This is a genomic window from Pseudoalteromonas sp. BZA4 (assembly GCF_040104395.1).
In the GTDB taxonomy this organism is placed as follows: Bacteria; Pseudomonadota; Gammaproteobacteria; order Enterobacterales; family Alteromonadaceae; genus Pseudoalteromonas.
This window is the reverse complement of record NZ_JBECOT010000008.1, coordinates 1-18,474: the sequence shown is the minus strand read 5'-3', so window position 1 is coordinate 18,474 and position 18,474 is coordinate 1. Positions and strand designations below refer to the sequence as shown.

The window sequence follows — 18,474 nt, the reverse complement described above, 5'->3', positions numbered from 1 at the left end:
TAACGATGTTCGAACAAAACGTGACTTCTCCATTTATCACAAACCCTCATGTACAGTCACACGAGAAACCACAGCCGTTGCGTGATGCAGTGAAAAAAGCTGTTCATCACTACTTAAAGCAACTTAATGGTCAAGACGTACAAGACGTATACGACCTTGTTCTTTCTGAGCTAGAAGCACCATTACTTGAAGAAGTAATGACGTACACGCGTGGTAACCAAACTCGTGCTGCAATCTTACTAGGTATCAACCGTGGTACTTTACGTAAGAAACTTAAAAAGTACGGCATGAACTGATACCAGTTATATTGAAACCGTAATCATTCTAACGAGTTAAATAAGTCCCTAACTGCGTTAAAAATTTCTTATGTAGAATAACTACACTACAAAATTTTTGCCTTGTTATTGACTTATTTCTCTGTCGTTATAATTGCTTACTAATCCAATACAACTGGTATAAAAGTTTTTTAAGAACTGGAATGTAAGTTTTTAAAGAACAGATATAAAAGTTTTGAAAAAAGCACCTTAGGGTGCTTTTTTTATAGCTGTTAAAAACTATGCAAAATCCTCACGCTTTAAACGTCGTTTTTTAAAGCATATTCAGTTAAAATACCGCCTTTCTAAGCTAGCTCAAACATTGAGGTAATCAAAACTACAATGGATACACATCGTCCAATTCGTCGCGCACTATTAAGTGTGTCAGATAAAACCGGTATCGTTGAATTTGCTCGCGCTCTTGAAGCACAAGGCGTGGATATTTTATCAACTGGCGGTACTTGCAAATTACTTGCTGATAACGGCATCAAAGTCACTGAAGTATCTGACCATACTGGTCACCCTGAGATCATGGATGGTCGCGTAAAAACACTTCATCCAAAAATTCACGGCGGCATCCTAGCGCGTCGCGGTCAAGATGAAGACGTAATGAGCGAGAATAACATCTCTGCTATCGATATCGTTGTAGTTAACTTATACCCCTTCGCAAACACTGTTGCGAAAGAAGACTGCAGCCTAGAAGATGCGATTGAAAACATTGATATCGGTGGCCCAACTATGGTTCGCGCTGCGGCGAAAAACCATAAAGACGTGACTATCGTGGTAAATGCAAAAGATTACGACCGCGTAATCAGCGAAATGCAAAGCAACAACGGTTCAACAACGTATAAAACACGTTTTGATCTAGCTATTGCTGCTTACGAGCACACAGCTCAGTACGATGGCATGATTGCAAACTACTTCGGCAAAATGGTTCCTGACTACACAGAAGAAGCTGCTGAAGAGACTAAGTTCCCACGCACTATCAACATGCAGTTCACTAAGAAGCAAGATATGCGCTACGGTGAGAACTCACACCAAGACGCTGCTTTTTATGTTGAAAACGACTTAACTGAAGCATCTGTTGCGACTGCGGTTCAATTGCAAGGTAAAGCACTTTCTTACAACAACATTGCTGATACTGACGCAGCATTAGAGTGTGTAAAAGAATTCGACGTACCAGCGTGTGTTATCGTAAAACATGCGAACCCTTGTGGTGTGTCAATTGGTGACAACATTCTTGAAGCCTATGATCGCGCATTCAAAACTGACCCTACATCAGCATTTGGTGGCATCATCGCATTCAACAAAGAACTTGATGCAGACACAGCTGAAGCAATTGTTGCTCGTCAATTCGTTGAAGTTATCATTGCACCTAAAGTATCTGAAGCTGCAGCCCAAATCGTATCTGCTAAGCAAAACGTACGTTTATTAGAATGTGGTGAATGGTCTGGTAATGCAACAGGTCACGACATCAAGCGTGTTAATGGCGGTATTCTAGTTCAAGACCGCGACCTAGGCATGGTTACGCAAGGCGACCTTAAAGTTGTATCTAAGCGTCAACCAACTGAGCAAGAATTAAAAGATTTATTATTCTGCTGGAAAGTAGCTAAATTCGTTAAGTCTAACGCAATCGTTTACGCACGTGACGGTATGACGATTGGTGTAGGCGCAGGTCAAATGAGCCGTGTTTATTCAGCGAAAATTGCTGGTATCAAAGCCGCTGACGAAAACCTTGAAGTAAAAGGTTCAGTTATGGCATCAGATGCATTCTTCCCATTCCGTGACGGTATTGATGCAGCAGCAGAGGCTGGCATCACCGCTGTTATTCAACCAGGTGGTTCAATGCGCGATGAAGAAGTTATCGCTGCAGCTGACGAAGCTGGTATGGCAATGGTATTTACAGGTATGCGCCATTTCCGCCACTAATCACATAAAGGGTTAAGCACATAGCTTAACCCTTTTTGTTTGCCACAAATTCACGTATTCTGATTAATAATAATAATTACCCATATAATGAAGGAACAGATGATGAAATTTGCCGTAAAATCGTTACTTGTTGCCAGCCTTGCACTGACATCAGCACAGGCTTTAAGCCATTCTCATGAATCAGCGCTTACACAAGCTGTGCAATCAAGCGAACGTGATGCTAAAAATAGCGCACGTGATCAATATCGCCATCCAGTTGAGACACTTGACTTCTTTGGCTTTAAGCCAAACATGACAGTTGTTGAAATTGCACCGGGCGGTGGCTGGTATAGCGAAATTCTTGCGCCAGCTGTAAAAGGCCATGGTGTTTACTACGCGGCACATTTCCCTGCTGATTCTGAGGTGGGTTATTACCAACGTTCATTAGCTGGTTTTAAGAAAAAGATGAGCGATGACGCACGCTTCAGTGAAGTTAAACTAACTGAATTTGCGCCAGTAACACATCTTGATATTGCACCAGCGGGTAGCGCAGATCTTGTCTTAACATTTAGAAATGTACACAACTGGTACATGGGTAAAGATAAAGAAGGCGCGTTAAGTGCGTTTAAAGCATTTTATAAAGCACTTAAACCAGGCGGCACTTTAGGTGTGGTTGAACACCGCCTACCTGAAGCGCGCAGCGACGAAGATCAGAAATCATCAGGTTATATGAAGCAAAGCTATGTAATTGAAATTGCAAAGCAGGCTGGCTTTGAACTAGTGGCAAGCAGTGACATTAATGCAAACCCTCTTGATACAGCGGATCACCCTAAAGGGGTGTGGACACTACCACCACGTTTAGCACTTGACGAAAAAGATGCTGCTAAATATAAAGCGATTGGTGAGAGTGATCGTATGACGCTGAAGTTTAAAAAACCGCTATAAATAGGATTATACGCCATGAATGTACTTGTCATCGGCAGTGGCGGCCGCGAACACGCTCTTGCGTTTAAGGCTGCACAAAATACTAAAGTAAACACCGTTTTCGTTGCTCCAGGTAACGCAGGTACTGCACTAGAGCCAAAACTTGAAAACGTTGCTATCAACGTTGAAGACCTAGCAGGTTTAGTTACTTTTGCTAAAGAAAACAACGTTGAGTTAACTATTGTTGGTCCAGAAGTACCGCTTGTTTTAGGTGTCGTTGATACTTTCCGTGAAAACGGTTTAGCTATCTTCGGCCCAACAGCAGGTGCTGCACAGCTAGAAGGCTCTAAGTCATTCACTAAAGACTTCTTAGCACGTCACGACATTCCAACTGCTGACTACCAAACGTTTGAACAAATCGATCCTGCACTTGCTTACCTAAAGGAAAAAGGTGCGCCTATTGTTATTAAAGCTGATGGCTTAGCAGCAGGTAAAGGCGTTATCGTTGCAATGACTGAGCTTGAAGCTGAAGAAGCTATCCGCGATATGCTTGCAGGCAACAGCTTTGGTGAAGCGGGTAGCCGCGTGGTTATCGAAGAGTTCTTAGAAGGCGAAGAAGCCTCTTTCATCGTGATGGTTGATGGCAAAAACGTACTGCCATTCGCAACTAGCCAAGACCACAAACGCGCTTACAACGGTGACCAAGGTCCGAACACTGGCGGCATGGGTGCATACTCACCGGCTCCAGTGGTGACTGATGAAATTCATCAACGTATTATGAACGAAGTGATCAACCCAACGGTTGAAGGTATGGCAAAAGAAGGCCACCCATACACTGGTTTCTTATACGCTGGTTTAATGATCACCGCTGATGGTACGCCAAAAGTAATCGAATACAACTGTCGTTTTGGCGACCCTGAAACACAACCTATGATGCTTCGTCTTAAGTCTGACCTTGTTGAGCTTATCGAAGCGGCTAACCGTGAAGAACTAGATAAAACAGCAATCGAGTTCGACCCGCGTGCAGCAGTCGGTGTTGTATTAGCAGCAAAAGGCTACCCAGATAGTTACCCGAAAGGTGATGCAATCAGCGGCTTGCAAGTTACTTACCCTGAAGGTGAGAAAGTATTCCACGCAGGTACTAAGCAAGACGGCGACAACGTAGTAACAGCTGGCGGTCGTGTGCTTTGTGCTACTGCACTTGGCAACACAGTAACCGAAGCGCAACAACGTGCTTATAAACTGGTTGAACAAATCAGCTGGGAAGGCATGGAATATCGTACTGATATCGCTTACCGTGCTATTGCTCGCGAACAGAATTAAGGTCAAACCAGTCTAATTCTGAAAAAAGCGCAGTTTATCTGCGCTTTTTTAATGCTACACTGTTAAGAACATTTACCTAGATAAAGAACTAATTTTGAATAATAAAGCACTGAAATATAACTTTGTTTCATTTCTTATTCTGACAATTTTGTTTTTTATCATTGCTACCCTAGCTGCACATTTAGCCAGCCCTACCCGCTACACCATAGATAAAACAGCCCCCATCTACAGTAATACAGCTTATCGAATTGATAGTAGTAAAGCGCTGACTCTCGAGCAGTTTTTAGCTGAACCAGACAAACTTAAACAGCGCCCTTTTAAAGATGTTGAGTGGGATTTAGCGGCGCAAGATTATTGGTTAAAGCTTGATTTAGAAAACCGCCAAGCAAAGCCTGTTGAGCTAGCGATTCACTTTGATAACCCTATGGTTGATTATCTTAGCGTTTATCATGTTGATGATAAGGGCCAGCTTATAGATACAACCGAGCTGGGTGATAAAGTATCTGGTCTTAGTTTGTTTCAATACAGTACACCGCACAGCATGCTTACAATGCAGGGCTATGAGCAAACATCCCTCATTATAAAAATTGATACGGTTGGTATTAGCAAAACACCTATTAATATTTATGGTGAAAAAGAGTTTCAAGATTTACTACGTTCGCAATCAGGAATTTGGGGGATCTTCATTGGTGTGCTGATCATGGCTGCCCTGTATAACTTGGTATTATTTTTAGGGATCCGTGATCGCGTCTACCTTATTTATATAGGCTACATCATCTCAGCACTGTTACTTATGGGCTCAGTGCTCGGCTTTGGTTTTTACTTATGGCCGTTATCGTGGCAAATCTTTTTTAATGAGCAAGTGGTCTTCAGTAACTATGCGATTGCATTTTTCACCGTGGCGTTTTGCACCATGTTCTTACGCTACCATAAAGACAATTGCCGCCTATACAAGCTTAGTATCAGCTTTTTAGCCCTGCTGTTTAGCCTCAGTCTTATCAGCTTTTTTATGCTGGAATACCATTCTTCAAAAATCTTTTTTGCCATCATGGTGCCGTTATACATTCTATGTATTTGCATGATTTACAAAAAATTGGTGAGCGGTTTTCGGTGGGCGAAGTTTTATGTCATGTCGTGGGTGCCATTGATTGTAGGCGCAGCCATTCAGCCGTTAGAATTAACTGGCTTTATTCCCTACAGCTTTGCAGTTAGGCACATATTTTTAGTCGCCATTCTCTGTGAGATTGTGCTTATGGCAATGGCGCTGGCAGACCGGGTGCGTTATCAACGTGAAAAAGCGCTGTATCATGCAACCCATACCCAACAAACTGAGCTACTCAACCAAGCAATGCTCAAACAAGCCTATATGGCGATTACCTCGGAGCATAGACTCGCTAATCTTTGTTTAGTGAAAATAGAGCAATTTAATGCCCTAATGAGCATTCTAAAGCCAAGCCAAAGCAGCCAAATAATTATCACTGTGGCTCAATCTTTAGAGCATCAAATTAATAAGAATAGGCAATTTATTAATTTAGAGTCAGCGCTAGATAACAGTCCAAAAGTGGCTGACTTAGGCAATGGTGTACTGGCTTTTATTTCTACCAAAATTCAATCACAAGCAGAGCTACACCAAGAACTTAGCAACTTATGCAAACAGCTGCCTAAGCAATATAAAGTGGCAGGCTTAGACCTACAGCTTTACTACCGCTATAGCATTACCGAACCGGTTAATGATGATGGCTTTGATATTTGGCTACAACGTGGCTACCTAGGGTTGTCACAAAAGCAGCACAACATCGACTTTACTACACCGCATATCGATATGGATGTCAGCCTTGCCGCTGAGTTACAACAAGCAATGCGAAGCAATACCTTAGCCATTTACTTACAGCCCATTATTAATTTACTCAATGGTACTATCTGTGGCGCAGAGGCTTTGTTACGCTGGCCTACAGCGGGTAAATACCTGGACATTGAGCAACTCATTTTATTGGCTGAACGTACTGGTTTAATTAACGAGTTGAGCTTATGGGTGATTGATCAGGCTTGCCTAGCAGCTGCCCAGCTTAATCGACAAGGCTATCGCGAGCATACCATTAGCGTTAATTTAAGTGCCAAAAATCTAGCTATCCCAAAGCTTGTCGAAAAAGTCGAAAACACAATTTTAAAGCATGGCATTACTGCGGATCAGTTAAAGTTTGAGTTAACTGAGTTTGCGCTTATCAAAAACCATGATGAAATGGTTAGCTTTATCAGCGAACTTAATAAACTCGGTAGCAAGGTGGTACTCGATGATTTTGGTACTGGTTACTCGTCGTTAAACTACTTGGTAAATTATTCATTTAGCACGATTAAAGTCGATAAGAGCTTTATTCTTGATTTAGTGAATAACACCACCAACCAGGTAGTGGTAAAAACCGCCATTGATATGGCTCATAACCTTGATATGAATATCACCATCGAAGGCATTGAAGACCAAGAAACAGAAAAAATGCTGATCAAGATGGGCGCAGATCAAGGGCAAGGCTATTATTACAGCAAAGCGGTGCCAATTAATGAGTATCTAAGCTTTATTGCCTCACAATTCAAATAGGCCGTGTTACACTGCCCTTTTTAACATCTTTAGGGGCCATGTAAAGATGCAAGGTACGATCAGAAAATTAAAGTCGACACTGACTTCTCCTGTCGAATATCAATTACCTATCGGTGATGAGCTAGTTTCATTAAATGACTATATTGGTAAGCCGCTCACACTGACTTTTACCGGCAATATTTTTTGCTGTAACTGTGGTAAGAAAACCAAGAAAAGCTACTCTCAAGGCCACTGTTTTGTCTGTATGCGCAAACTGGCTAGCTGTGACATGTGTATCATGAAACCTGAAACGTGCCACTTTGATAAGGGCACCTGTCGTGAGCCACAGTGGGGTGAAGAAAACTGCATGATCCCGCATTACGTGTATTTAGCCAACACTTCAGGCCTAAAAGTAGGTATTACCCGCCATACTCAAATTCCTACACGCTGGATTGACCAAGGTGCGACGCAAGCTTTACCTATCTTCAAAGTACAAACCCGTCTTCAATCGGGTTTAGTTGAGGTTGCCTTAGCCGAATTTATTGCTGATAAAACCAATTGGCGAAACATGCTAAAAGGCCAATCTGAAGCGATTGATTTAAAAGCTGCTGCTGCAGAGTTGATCCCACAGATTGATGCTAAGTTGAGTGAACTTGCAGAGCTATTTGGCGCAACAGCCATTGAAAAGCTCGATGAAGATGTAGTTGAGCTAGACTACCCAGTAAGTGAATACCCAAGCAAAATCAGCTCTTTCAATTTTGATAAAGCACCAGAAGTATCTGGTATTTTAAAAGGCATTAAAGGCCAGTACTTAATTTTTGATACTGGCGTCATTAATATTCGTAAGTTCACTTCTTACGAAATTAGCCTAGCTTAGGCACTTTTTTCGCTATTGAGATAAAAATCATACCATTGCTGCTTCGCTATTGGGCGGCAAAAGTAATAGCCTTGAATGGTATCGCAGTTAAGTGAACGTAAGTAATTTAACTGCTCTACCTTCTCTACCCCTTCTGCGACAACATGAATACTCAAGCTTTTGGCAAGGCTAATAATCGCCGTAACAATTTCACTATTACCGTATTCATCGGGCACTTTTGCGATAAAGCTGGCATCTATTTTTAACGTATCAATTGGCAGTTTAGTTAAGTAACTTAAAGCCGAATAGCCCGTGCCAAAGTCATCTAACGTAATATGCACACCTAGCTTTTTAAGCGCGAGTAGCTCTTGCTTAGCCTCACTAAAGTGGCTGATAAAACAGCTTTCAGTAAGCTCTACTTCAAGCTTGTGTGGATCTACATCGTAACGCTCAAGTAAGCGCTCAACATTCGATGCTAGTTGCCCCTGACGTAAGTGATTTGCCGAAATATTAATTGCCAAGCGCCCTGCTTCAATGCCTTGTTGCTGCCATTTTTCTAACTCTTTACACGCTTGCTCGATAACCCATAAATCAAGTTTCACAATTAGGCCAAGTTCTTCAGCAAGAGGGATAAACTTAGCAGGTGAAATCACTCCAAGGTTTGGCTCATGCCAACGTAACAGTGCCTCTACTCCTAAAATTTTGCCTGAATTTAATTGCTGCTTAGGTTGGAAATAAAGCTCAAACTCATCGCTTTCGATGGCGTTTTGTAATCGGCTCATCATTGCCAATCGCTCTAAAGAACGTGCATTCATCGCAGGTTTGAATAATTGAAATGAATTACGCCCCACTTCTTTAGCACGGTACATAGCAATATCTGCATGCTTAAGCAGTGTAGCGCTATCTACGCCATCATCAGGGTAAACTGCAGCGCCAATAGAAGCTGTAATTGCAACCACATGCTCGTTAATAGCAAGCGGCATACTCACTTGCTGCAATACTTGTTCGGCAAAGTTGAGCAGTGTTTCAACCCGATTTACTTCGCATAATAAAACAAACTCATCGCCACCTAAACGTGCAAGAGTATCCCCTTCAGGTAGAATTGATAAAATACGCTCTGCCACTTGCTGTAATAAGTTATCACCAGCGTCATGCCCTAAACTGTCGTTAACCTCTTTGAAGCGGTCTAAGTCGATATACATCACCGCTAATAGATCATGGTTTCGTTTGGCAGAACTCAGCGCAATAGAGAGTCTGTCATGAAATAAGCGTCGATTAGGCAGGCCGGTTAATTCGTCGTAATAGGCAAGCTGGGCAATTTTTTCTTCGGCACGTTTACGCTCTGTAATGTCGCTGAAAATTGCCGCATAAAGCACTTCATCAAAGTTAGGATCTTTAATCTGGATAATGGTGAGCCACTCTACAAATTCTTCACCATCTTTTTTGCAATTGCAGATCTCCCCTTGCCAGACCCCCTCGTATTCAATGGCATGCCACATTTTTTGATAAAACGAACGGCTATGTTTTGTCGAGCTTAAAATATTGGGACGCTTACCGATTACTTCATGCTCGGCAAAGCCGGTCAGTTTAGTAAAAGCTGGGTTAACTTGAATAATAGTGCCGTCTTTACGGGTTAACATAATGCCATCGAGTGAGGCATCAATAATTTTATTTGCTAAAAATAGGTTACGTTGTGACTTTTGCAAAGCAATGTCACGCTGCTCTATGGCCCGTTCAAGCTCGCAGCAATAAGCTGACTCAATCTCTGTGATCAAATCAGCAAATGATATCACCCCGCAAATTTCATCATCTCGAACCACTAAATGACGCACATTACGCTCTGTCATAGTGCGATACGCATCAAATAAACTGCTTTCACAATCAATTTCAATTAACGGGTAGCTAGCATATTGCCAACAAGGATTTAGCCACTCGGTTTGAATGATCAGCTCAACAATATCACGCTGAGTAATAATACCGTGCAGTTCAAGCTCTCGGTTATAAACCAGTACACTATCAAGGCGGCCAGCGCGCATCAGTTGCACAACCTCTTCTATCGGTGTTTGCGCATCAACTATCTCTAGATCAGTGCGATACTGGTCATGAATGGGTCGAAATTGTAGGTAGTGGTCCAAACCTTGGTTATGCACAATATCAGATAAGTTCAACATACCCGCAGGCTGATTCTCGCTATCCATCACCAATAAATGACGAATGCCATGTTGTTGAAAACGCAAGGTTGCATCACTGACTGAGCATTGATTTGGTACTGTAATGACAGGCGCCGACATGACCTCGTGAATGGCAAGGTTCTTATAGAGCGGGCTGCTGATGTCAATTTTCAAACAATCAGCCTCAGTCCAAATACCAACTACAGACTGCTCATGCTTGATAAAAATCGCCGTCACATTGTGAACATGCATCAACCTTACCGCATCGACCAAAGGCGTATGCGCAGGACACGATACCAGCTTTTGCGAAAAGACATCACTCACCTTTTGATGTCGTCTTGGTTGATTCATAAGTCGACTTTCCTAGTTCTTACATGAATTGGCAATTATAATCATTTCAACCTATGCAACTTTGACACAGGACAATAAATGCACTCATCATTTCCTAAGATTATTTTTTCAGACCATGAATTAGCATTAGTTGAAGACGAAGCCGATATAGAAAGCTTTTTATATGGCTTAAGCAAAGAGCAGCAGCAAGAAGCGATGCTACTTTTGGCAACAGGGCACTATGTCAACTTGCAGGAAGAAAGCGTGAAAGCATTAACTGATATAGAGCTTGCTAATAGAGTGACTGAGCACCTAGCACAAGAGGGAGTATGCTGTTTAAGTAAGGTTACTCGGCTTACACCAACGCAAGCCTTTGCGATGCTGGCAGATTAAGGTGCATCCACCAGCGCTTTAATGTGCGCAACGGCACTACGACCTAGAGCTGATAAAGCATAGCCCCCTTCAAGATATGAGATAATCCCTTTGCAATCTTGCTGCTGACAAAACTCAGCTAATTGCGTGGTTAGCCATGCGTAATCGTCTTCAACAAACTTCAGGCTTGCCATGTCATCTTCAAGGTGAGCATCAAAACCTGCACTAATAAACAATAGTTCAGGTTTAAATTCGTTGAGTTTTGGTAGCCACTGCTCAAGGTAAACAGCTTTTAAGTCATTACCATCACTGGCAATTGGCAGCGGTGAGTTAACTAAAGTCGCGTTATTTTCAACCGCAGTATTTGGGTAAAAAGGATGTTGAAACAAAGAGCAAAACAACACATTGTCATCATCTAAAAAGATATCTTGCGTGCCATTACCGTGGTGTACATCAAAGTCCAAAATAGCGATACGTTTAACACCTTTGCTTTGCGCGTATTTCACGGCAATGGCTAGGTTATTAAAAACGCAAAATCCTGCCGAGGTGCTGCGGTTTGCATGATGCCCTGGTGGTCTAACCGAGCAAAATGCGGCATCCAGTTTATCAGCAAGGATTTCATCAACGGCGAGTAATCCAGCACCAACGGCTCGTTCAATTGCTTTCATTGAATCTGGGCACAACCAAGTGTCGCCGTCTAATTCAGCAAGTCCTTCATCGGGAATTGTTTGCTCTACATGGCTTACCAAAGGTTCATCATGAGCACGTAAAAAGTCGTCGCGGCTGGCTTTAGGAGCTTGTAAGTGAGTAATTGCTATATCAACACCACTTGCTAGCAAGCGGTCGGTGATCACATCTAAACGCGCAGGGCATTCGGGGTGATCCTCAATCATTTTATGTTTACGACAAAATGGATGTGAGATAACTGCCGTTCTCATAATACGCTCCTTGAATTATTTTCCCCCAGTATAACAAAGCCACCTAATGGTGGCTTTGCGACTTTGGTTTACTTTTTAGCGCGTAAATCTAAATTCCTAAAGTCAAAACTAAAGTCTGTGACCGCCGTTGAGACAGCACGCATTTTTGCACTACTCACTCGGTTATCCGGGCTCATTTGAAACTCAATGTAAGCATCTGCTTCAAGTAACTTTTCATCCCACTTCACAATAAACGTATTGCCCGTGTAATGCTCAAGCTGACCTTTCAAACGCTTTGTATGAGTAAAATCAATACGTAGCTGACCATTTAACTCCTCGATTACCACATCACCATACCAGTTATCGTGCAGCGTGCCTGTGTAGTTGATGTTTGGTAGTTTCGCTTGATAATCAGCAGGTGTTTCTGGTTTTGCGTTTGCGTAAGCTTCTTTTTTACCTTCAAAGTGCTTTTTAGCAAGGTCTTCAACCCAGTCTTTATCTTCAAGATCTAATGCATCTTCTAATACTTCGTAAGTCACCGCAGAGAGCGCGCTGAATGCTTGCTGGTTACTCAGAATAACAATACCGAGATTTTTCTCTGGTAATAATGTCACTTGAGACACCATGCCTAAGATACCACCACCATGGCCTAGCTTTTTAATGCCGTGGAAATCTTCAATGCTCCAGCCTAAACCATAACCTCTAAATTGTTGGTGGTAAGCTTCATAAGCACTTTTTGATGCCATTGACGTAATGTGCGGGTGCCACATTTGTTGCTGCTGCTTTTCAGTGAATAACTGCTGGCCATTTGGCATTTTGCCATGTGCAAGCTGCGTGCGTAGCCATTGGCTCATATCGCTTACGCTTGATGCAATCGCACCAGCGCCACGGAAATCTTCGAGGTAGTTCACAAAAAATGGGTGTAGTTGGCCATCCATTGGAATATGACCCGTCGCCCAGTTTTTATTGCTACTAGGAATACGTGAAAAACCTGCGCGTGAGTTTTTCATATCAAGTGGCTGAAGAATATTTTTCTCGATGTAATCATTCCAGCTCATGCCAGATACACGGGCTACCACCTCACCTGCAGTGACAAACATTAAGTTGTTATAGGCGTATTTACTGCGAAAGCTACTCGCTGGTTTTAAGTATTTTAGCCCTGCGATAATTTCATCAATCGATTTGTCAGTATCTGGCCAAATCATTAAATCGCCTTGCCCTAAACCCAAACCGCTACGGTGGCTTAATAAATCGCGAATGGTCATTTCACGTGTTACGTAAGGGTCATACAGACGAAACTCAGGAAGATGATCAATTACTTTGTCATCCCAGCTAAGCTTACCTTCATCAATTAATTTAGCTAACGCTGCTGCGGTAAATGCTTTGGTGTTTGACGCGATACCGAATAAGGTGTCTTTATTTACTTTTTTACCGGTATCAAGGTGAGATACGCCAAAACCTTTTGCTAACACGACCTGGTCATTTTCAACAATCGCTACAGCCATACCCGGTACGTCAAAACGTGCCATTGACGTTTCGATTACTTTTTCAATTTTTTTAGTATCAATATCGGCATAACTGTAAAACGAACAGCTCGATAAAAGCGCCGCTGCAACGGCTAATTTACGAAATATCATAATATCCCTTGGTGATTTTTATTGTTGTGAATAGCGAACTCTTTCGCTGCTCGGGTTTTATCTGGATCATCGCAACTTGGTCTTGCGAGTATTGCTTCACTGTAATGATTTGGTACACCTGCTTCAAGCGCTCCGCGATGAACATGCTGAAGATACCAGTCGAATGGCAGTAAAGACTCATCTAAGGTGTTAGCGATATAACAATGGGCAGCAAGTTGCTCGCCATCTAGTAGCTCAACGGTGATATCTACACAGTCATAACGCGGCCCTTCGATATCATCAAGAATCGACTTTTCAGCTTCGTTTAACTGATAAACAACACCATATACCAAGGCATCTGCCTGATCTGTTTTGCGCACGCTACACTTTGCAGAGCCGTCGGTACTTACCATATCAAACGTCAACTCATAGCCCTTTAAAGTAGCTGTGCCTACCCGCTTTGCTTCAGGTAACCTTGCCAACAATCTGCTCGATGACATATTTGAACCAAATGAAAAGTTATATAGCGCCATACTTACCTCACACAACAACGCGAATAGCTAAGGCAATTAAGATCACGCCAATGCCTCTATCAAACCAGTATCCGCTTTTTAAGAAAAATGCTCGCACTGATGCTTTTGATAACACCAATGATAAAAATGAAAACCACAGCCAAGTCGCCATTGCCATATACACGCCATAACCAGCCTGCACTACAACAGGTGTTTCAGGGCTTATTACAAGAGTAAACAACGACATAAAAAACAGTGTTGCTTTGGGATTAAGGGCATTGGTAAAAAAACCGCGTCGAAATGCTTTATACACAGATTCAGGCTCAGCAGGGGCAAGGGTTTGCTGTTTACTATCGCTAGGTTTTGCGCTTCGTAAAGCTTGCACACCCAAGTATGCCAAATAAGCCCCTGCAAGGTATTTTAAAGCCATGAATAAGCTAGGTGACTGGGATAAAATTAATGCCACACCTAATACACAATAAGCAATATGCAGCAAAATAGCCGCACCAACCCCAGCACTGGTCCAAAGCGCATTTTCACGACCTTGTTGAATACTTTGCTTTAGTACAATTGCAAAGTCAGGACCTGGGCTTGCTACCGCAAAAAAGTGAGCTATGGCTATCAATAAAAACTCATCTAAATACTGCACTCAATATCACCCTACTGCTTGTTCATCTAATGCTAATAACAACGGATTTGCACTGTCATTTACCAATGCTTTAATTTGCTTTTGCGCTTTTTTATATTGGCTGCGTAAATGGGGTTTTAAAAACTTCTTCGACTGATTATCCCCTTTAAAATGCGTAACCAGCGCATGCATAAATAGCGTTTGTGGCTCAGTCAGCGCTGCTTGGCGATTGGCATAAGGGTTATAACCGCAGCCGCAGCCACCTTTAAATTGATACACCGTATTACTCATCATCACCCCAAAGCCTAAATAGCATGCCAACGCATCGCTTGCTTGCGGTAAGTACTCTTTACCGCCGGGAGGTAAGACACCCACATGGTGAATCAAAATGGTCGCTAAGGTACCAGCAAAACTTGCCACTAAATCTTGCGGTTGATTGATTTGGTTCGGGTTAAAGGAGATATTCACCGGATGATTTGCCGGTACAATTAAACTCGCCTCGCTACCGCGTAAATTATCTTGAAATTCAAAATGCGGAAACACCTGAGGTGTAAGCCCAGATGGCGCAACTAAGTTAATTGGCCACGCCTGCATCCCCGCATAATCAACAACTCGACTAAATACCTTTTCAGCCATTTCACTGACGCTCGACACCCTATCCGGAAAGAACTGCCCATTAGGTAAAATGATTTGCGTGTGCTTTAAAAAATATTCACTATCAAAGTGTTCAACAGCCCATAAAAAAGTATCGATTAACCACTGCTGCTCTTGCTCATCAACAAGTGGGGCCGACTTAAATAACGCTAACATAAATTACTCTTGTGATTGTGCCCATTGCCATGCATCTGTATTGTAAAGAGGCACAGTTGATAAAGCATGATGATGGCTGCCGCTCGACTCTTTCGTTGAATAAGACAAATATAAAAGTGTGCGTGTTGGCGCATCATAAATACGACGAACTTTTAACGACTTAAACAAAATACTTTTCGATGACTTAAATACCACTTCGCCTGATTTACTGCGGTCAATTTGTTGTAATTGGTCAGCGGTAATGGGGCCTGTTTGACGACAGGCAATAGACATATCGGATGGATCAGCAAAATCAAGGTTCGCTTCAATATGGCTAATGTGGCAAGTTACACCGCTTATAAGCGGGTCTTGTTGTGATACCACTTTAATATCTTTGGTCGTAAATAACCCCAAACTCACCGAAGCAGCATCATCCGAGCAACCGCTCAACAAAATCAGTGGCGCAGTAAGTGCAGCTAATTTTAGTAACTTCATCCTAGTGTTCCTTATTAAAAAGCGATAGTTGTCCGTTTACAACGATTTGCTTGCTATGTTTCAATACTATCTCAAAATATCTTCAACAACGAGCACCTAAACAATGAAAAAATCGCTTGGTTTACTGTGTTTAATGTTCTTAAGTAGTACAGCTCAAGCTGACTACTCTATTAGCGCTGGTTTCGGCAAAAACTTTACTAACTCGGTGCAAACCGAAGAAAACCTAAAAATTGAGCTTGAGGATGACAGCCATTTTACTGTCAGCCTAGATAGAACCATTGATAATGCTCGTTATGGGTTCTTTTATTCAGCAACCGAACTTGATATGAAAGACCAAACCAACAAGCAAGTCGAGATGCAATACCTGCTATTTCAAAGTGCCGTAGAAGTGCCATTAGCTGACCGTATAGTTGGTTTTGTGGGTGCCCAAATTGGCGCAAACCACGTCAGCACTGACTTTGCCGACTCTGATACGTTTTTTACCTCTGGCCTATATGCTGGCGCAGATTATTTATTTACTGAACAAGCTCGGGTTTATGTTGAAACTCGCTGGCTGGCAACTATTGTAAATAATGCAAGTAACGTATCGTGCACATTGCCAACATCAGAAGACGACCAATGTCTATGGCACTTTGATGGTGATGTGTTAAACCAATTTCAGACAAACATCGGTTTTAGTTACCGCTTTTAAGGAAGACCCCATGCCGCACATTGTTATAGAACACTCAGAAGACTTGCCAATTCTGCCACAAGTGTTAGTTGAAAAAGTTCACCAAGCCGTTTTTGACTCAGGCTTATTTGAGCTTTCGACCATAAAGACTCGTGCAATTGCTTATCAGCATTACGAATTAGGTGAAGGCAAAGATGGCTTTATTCACATCGGCGCATCAATCATGGCAGGCAGAACTATAGAGCAAAAGCAAATGCTCAGTGAGCAATTACTAAGTTGCTTAAGAACATACTGCCGCCGCTCGTATAGCTTAAGCGTTAATATTTACGATATGGATGCTGACATCTACCGTAAGTGTTAACTACTTTGGTAAATAGGCTGCGGGTAAACGCTTGATTTCTATCTCAGGCGATAAGTACGCTGTATAAACCAGCCAACGCTCATTGGGTATGTAGGTCAAGCCCGATGAGCGACTATAAGCTCGCTCCGGTAAAGCAATTAAATCATGATGCTGCTTACTTGCTAAGTCATAGTAGCTAATACGGTAATCACCTAAGCGTTCTTTATAATAATAAATACGCCCCTCATGATACGCGTTCTTTGCCACCAGCAACCATGCATAACTGCGCGCCAACTTAACATCGTTCACCAGCATTTCTTCAACACCCGTATCATGATGTTTTATCCAAATAGCATGGCGCGAGTTGGTAAATAAAATATCGCCCGATTGTGTTTCAACGCCATACTGCGCCGGCACTTCAACAGCTTTACCTAGGCTTTTACCTGTTAAGTCATAACGATATAAGTAGTCACCATCAGAGACTAAAATATGCTGGCTATCAGCGCTAAACTTGGGTTTAATTACATGACTAAATGGCAGTTTGATTTGCTGACTTTGCTCTACTTTGAAATCATAAATATATAAGCGGGTACTGCCATTGTCATACAATGAAAACAAAATATAGCGTCCATCGGCTGACCAGGTTGGATCACGAACTTCCCCCGTGTTATGTGCAAAGTCAGTAAGCTGCTTTCGCGAGCTGCTATCAGGGTTAACAATCCAAAGCTGTGAACTGCCAGATTCATTGGAAACATACAGTAGTTTATTTTGCTGCTGATTATATTCAGGGAATAGCGAGCTAAAATTGGTCGACAACATAGAAAACGGCGAGTTGGCCACTTGTTCGTCTATTTTCAGACGCGTGATCACCTTATCTAAATCCCACTGATGGTAATAAACACTACCATCACTACTGTAATTAGGTGAACTCATGCCCGCAATTTGCGTGTTGATTAGGGTTTGATTCTTAATGTCAAAGAAGTAGCCATAACGTTTACCGCCCTCAACTGCACTAAACGCCAATTGCTCTTTAGACGGATGCCAATCTACACCATGAATATCAACAAAATCATGAGTTAGCCGTTGGCTTTGCCCTGTTTTTACATCTATTAAAAACAGTGCTTTTTGGTTGTTTTTAACATTACGCGTAACCACAACTCGCTGTGCATCTGGTGAAAACGACACAGACTCATACACAGTTTCGCAGTCATCATTACAAGGAATAACTGTTTCTTTTCTATGTTTTGCCTGTAAATCGAGCAGTTTGATACGAGTGACATAATCACCTGTCTTGCTCGTATGATCAGCAATGTAGGCCAAGGTTTTACCATCACTACTGATATCAAGATCAGGCGCATAGTTATTACTGCACTCCCCTAGCACGACACTGGTGGCATTTACCAAAGAGAGTTTTACAATTTCACAAACATCAGAGGCCATACGGTAATAATATAATGTGTTTGCATCTGGGCTAAACACAGAGCGCCCTTCTGTAAAAGGTGAGTCCGTTAATTGCTTTGCTGGGTGCTCAGGAAAATGTAAATCACGTAAATATAGGTTATTTGGTTTACCAAGCTGTCGCCATGAATACACCAAATAGTGCTGATCATCACGGCAAGATCATTATAAATTGAACTTATAGAGCAAGTAGTGATCAGATCAAGGCATAATAATTACTTGGTCGCATAAATATGAGCACTACTTTTCTGAAACATTTTAATTCAATTACAGATCCTC

At 42.1% G+C, this 18,474-nt stretch carries 17 protein-coding genes; 9 read left to right on the top strand and 8 right to left on the bottom strand.

Going from position 1 to position 18,474, the window contains the following annotated elements:
* The first annotated feature begins 5 nt into the window (after nucleotides 1-5).
* The 6 genes from fis to ABMY41_RS05135 all read left to right on the top strand — a co-directional run bounded on the left by fis (nucleotide 6) and on the right by ABMY41_RS05135 (nucleotide 7,918).
* Complete coding sequence (fis, locus tag ABMY41_RS05160; protein ID WP_002957804.1) at nucleotides 6-296, top strand: DNA-binding transcriptional regulator Fis; 291 nt, start codon at nucleotides 6-8, stop codon at nucleotides 294-296.
* 360 nt (nucleotides 297-656) lie between these two features.
* On the top strand, nucleotides 657-2,243 hold the full coding sequence (gene purH, locus ABMY41_RS05155; RefSeq protein WP_138619132.1) for a bifunctional phosphoribosylaminoimidazolecarboxamide formyltransferase/IMP cyclohydrolase: 1,587 nt from the start codon (nucleotides 657-659) through the stop codon (nucleotides 2,241-2,243).
* A gap of 102 nt (nucleotides 2,244-2,345) precedes the next feature.
* Nucleotides 2,346-3,167 (top strand): methyltransferase, encoded by an 822-nt coding sequence (locus tag ABMY41_RS05150; RefSeq protein ID WP_349274311.1) that lies wholly within the window; start codon nucleotides 2,346-2,348, stop codon nucleotides 3,165-3,167.
* Between the two features lie 15 nt (nucleotides 3,168-3,182).
* Nucleotides 3,183-4,469, top strand: coding sequence for a phosphoribosylamine--glycine ligase (gene purD / locus ABMY41_RS05145; protein ID WP_287245695.1), 1,287 nt, complete (start codon nucleotides 3,183-3,185; stop codon nucleotides 4,467-4,469).
* 94 nt (nucleotides 4,470-4,563) lie between these two features.
* Nucleotides 4,564-7,062 (top strand): EAL domain-containing protein, encoded by a 2,499-nt coding sequence (locus tag ABMY41_RS05140; protein WP_349274293.1) that lies wholly within the window; start codon nucleotides 4,564-4,566, stop codon nucleotides 7,060-7,062.
* A gap of 46 nt (nucleotides 7,063-7,108) precedes the next feature.
* A complete protein-coding gene (locus ABMY41_RS05135) occupies nucleotides 7,109-7,918 on the top strand; it encodes a DUF2797 domain-containing protein (RefSeq protein WP_054560988.1) in 810 nt (269 codons plus the stop codon).
* Here the strand turns inward: ABMY41_RS05135 and ABMY41_RS05130 are convergent.
* Nucleotides 7,915-10,419 carry an EAL domain-containing protein gene (locus ABMY41_RS05130; RefSeq protein ID WP_349274292.1) on the bottom strand — a complete coding sequence of 835 codons (2,505 nt, stop codon included), beginning with the start codon at nucleotides 10,417-10,419 and terminating at the stop codon, nucleotides 7,915-7,917. The two genes, ABMY41_RS05135 and ABMY41_RS05130, sit on opposite strands and share 4 nt — an antisense overlap.
* A 78-nt stretch (nucleotides 10,420-10,497) precedes the next feature.
* On the opposite strand from ABMY41_RS05130, the gene ABMY41_RS05125 reads away from it, so the two are divergent.
* A complete protein-coding gene (locus ABMY41_RS05125) occupies nucleotides 10,498-10,791 on the top strand; it encodes a DUF4144 domain-containing protein (RefSeq protein WP_251601060.1) in 294 nt (97 codons plus the stop codon).
* Here the strand turns inward: ABMY41_RS05125 and ABMY41_RS05120 are convergent.
* The 6 genes from ABMY41_RS05120 to ABMY41_RS05095 form a co-directional block, all read right to left on the bottom strand.
* The gene (locus ABMY41_RS05120; protein ID WP_054560991.1) at nucleotides 10,788-11,708 is read right to left on the bottom strand and encodes a histone deacetylase family protein; all 921 of its coding nucleotides are present in this window, start codon (nucleotides 11,706-11,708) and stop codon (nucleotides 10,788-10,790) included. The genes ABMY41_RS05125 and ABMY41_RS05120 overlap by 4 nt on opposite strands.
* 68 nt (nucleotides 11,709-11,776) lie before the next feature.
* Nucleotides 11,777-13,324, bottom strand: coding sequence for a serine hydrolase (locus ABMY41_RS05115; protein WP_054560992.1), 1,548 nt, complete (start codon nucleotides 13,322-13,324; stop codon nucleotides 11,777-11,779).
* Nucleotides 13,321-13,836, bottom strand: coding sequence for a gamma-glutamylcyclotransferase family protein (locus ABMY41_RS05110; protein ID WP_175082464.1), 516 nt, complete (start codon nucleotides 13,834-13,836; stop codon nucleotides 13,321-13,323). Before ABMY41_RS05110 ends, ABMY41_RS05115 begins: the two co-directional genes overlap by 4 nt.
* 7 nt (nucleotides 13,837-13,843) lie before the next feature.
* On the bottom strand, nucleotides 13,844-14,464 hold the full coding sequence (locus ABMY41_RS05105; protein ID WP_287245694.1) for a LysE family transporter: 621 nt from the start codon (nucleotides 14,462-14,464) through the stop codon (nucleotides 13,844-13,846).
* A gap of 6 nt (nucleotides 14,465-14,470) precedes the next feature.
* Complete coding sequence (locus ABMY41_RS05100; RefSeq protein ID WP_054560995.1) at nucleotides 14,471-15,253, bottom strand: hypothetical protein; 783 nt, start codon at nucleotides 15,251-15,253, stop codon at nucleotides 14,471-14,473.
* A gap of 3 nt (nucleotides 15,254-15,256) precedes the next feature.
* Nucleotides 15,257-15,727, bottom strand: a complete 471-nt coding sequence (locus tag ABMY41_RS05095; RefSeq protein WP_055196731.1) for a CreA family protein — start codon at nucleotides 15,725-15,727, stop codon at nucleotides 15,257-15,259.
* Between the two features lie 103 nt (nucleotides 15,728-15,830).
* On the opposite strand from ABMY41_RS05095, the gene ABMY41_RS05090 reads away from it, so the two are divergent.
* A complete protein-coding gene (locus ABMY41_RS05090) occupies nucleotides 15,831-16,418 on the top strand; it encodes an outer membrane beta-barrel protein (RefSeq protein WP_175078480.1) in 588 nt (195 codons plus the stop codon).
* Nucleotides 16,419-16,428: 10 nt separating this feature from the next.
* A complete protein-coding gene (locus tag ABMY41_RS05085; protein ID WP_054560998.1) occupies nucleotides 16,429-16,758 on the top strand; it encodes a 5-carboxymethyl-2-hydroxymuconate Delta-isomerase in 330 nt (109 codons plus the stop codon).
* On the opposite strand, the gene ABMY41_RS05080 is transcribed toward ABMY41_RS05085, so the two are convergent.
* Nucleotides 16,759-18,330 (bottom strand): translocation protein TolB, encoded by a 1,572-nt coding sequence (locus tag ABMY41_RS05080; RefSeq protein WP_349274291.1) that lies wholly within the window; start codon nucleotides 18,328-18,330, stop codon nucleotides 16,759-16,761. It abuts the gene before it with no gap.
* Nucleotides 18,331-18,474: the final 144 nt, after the last annotated feature.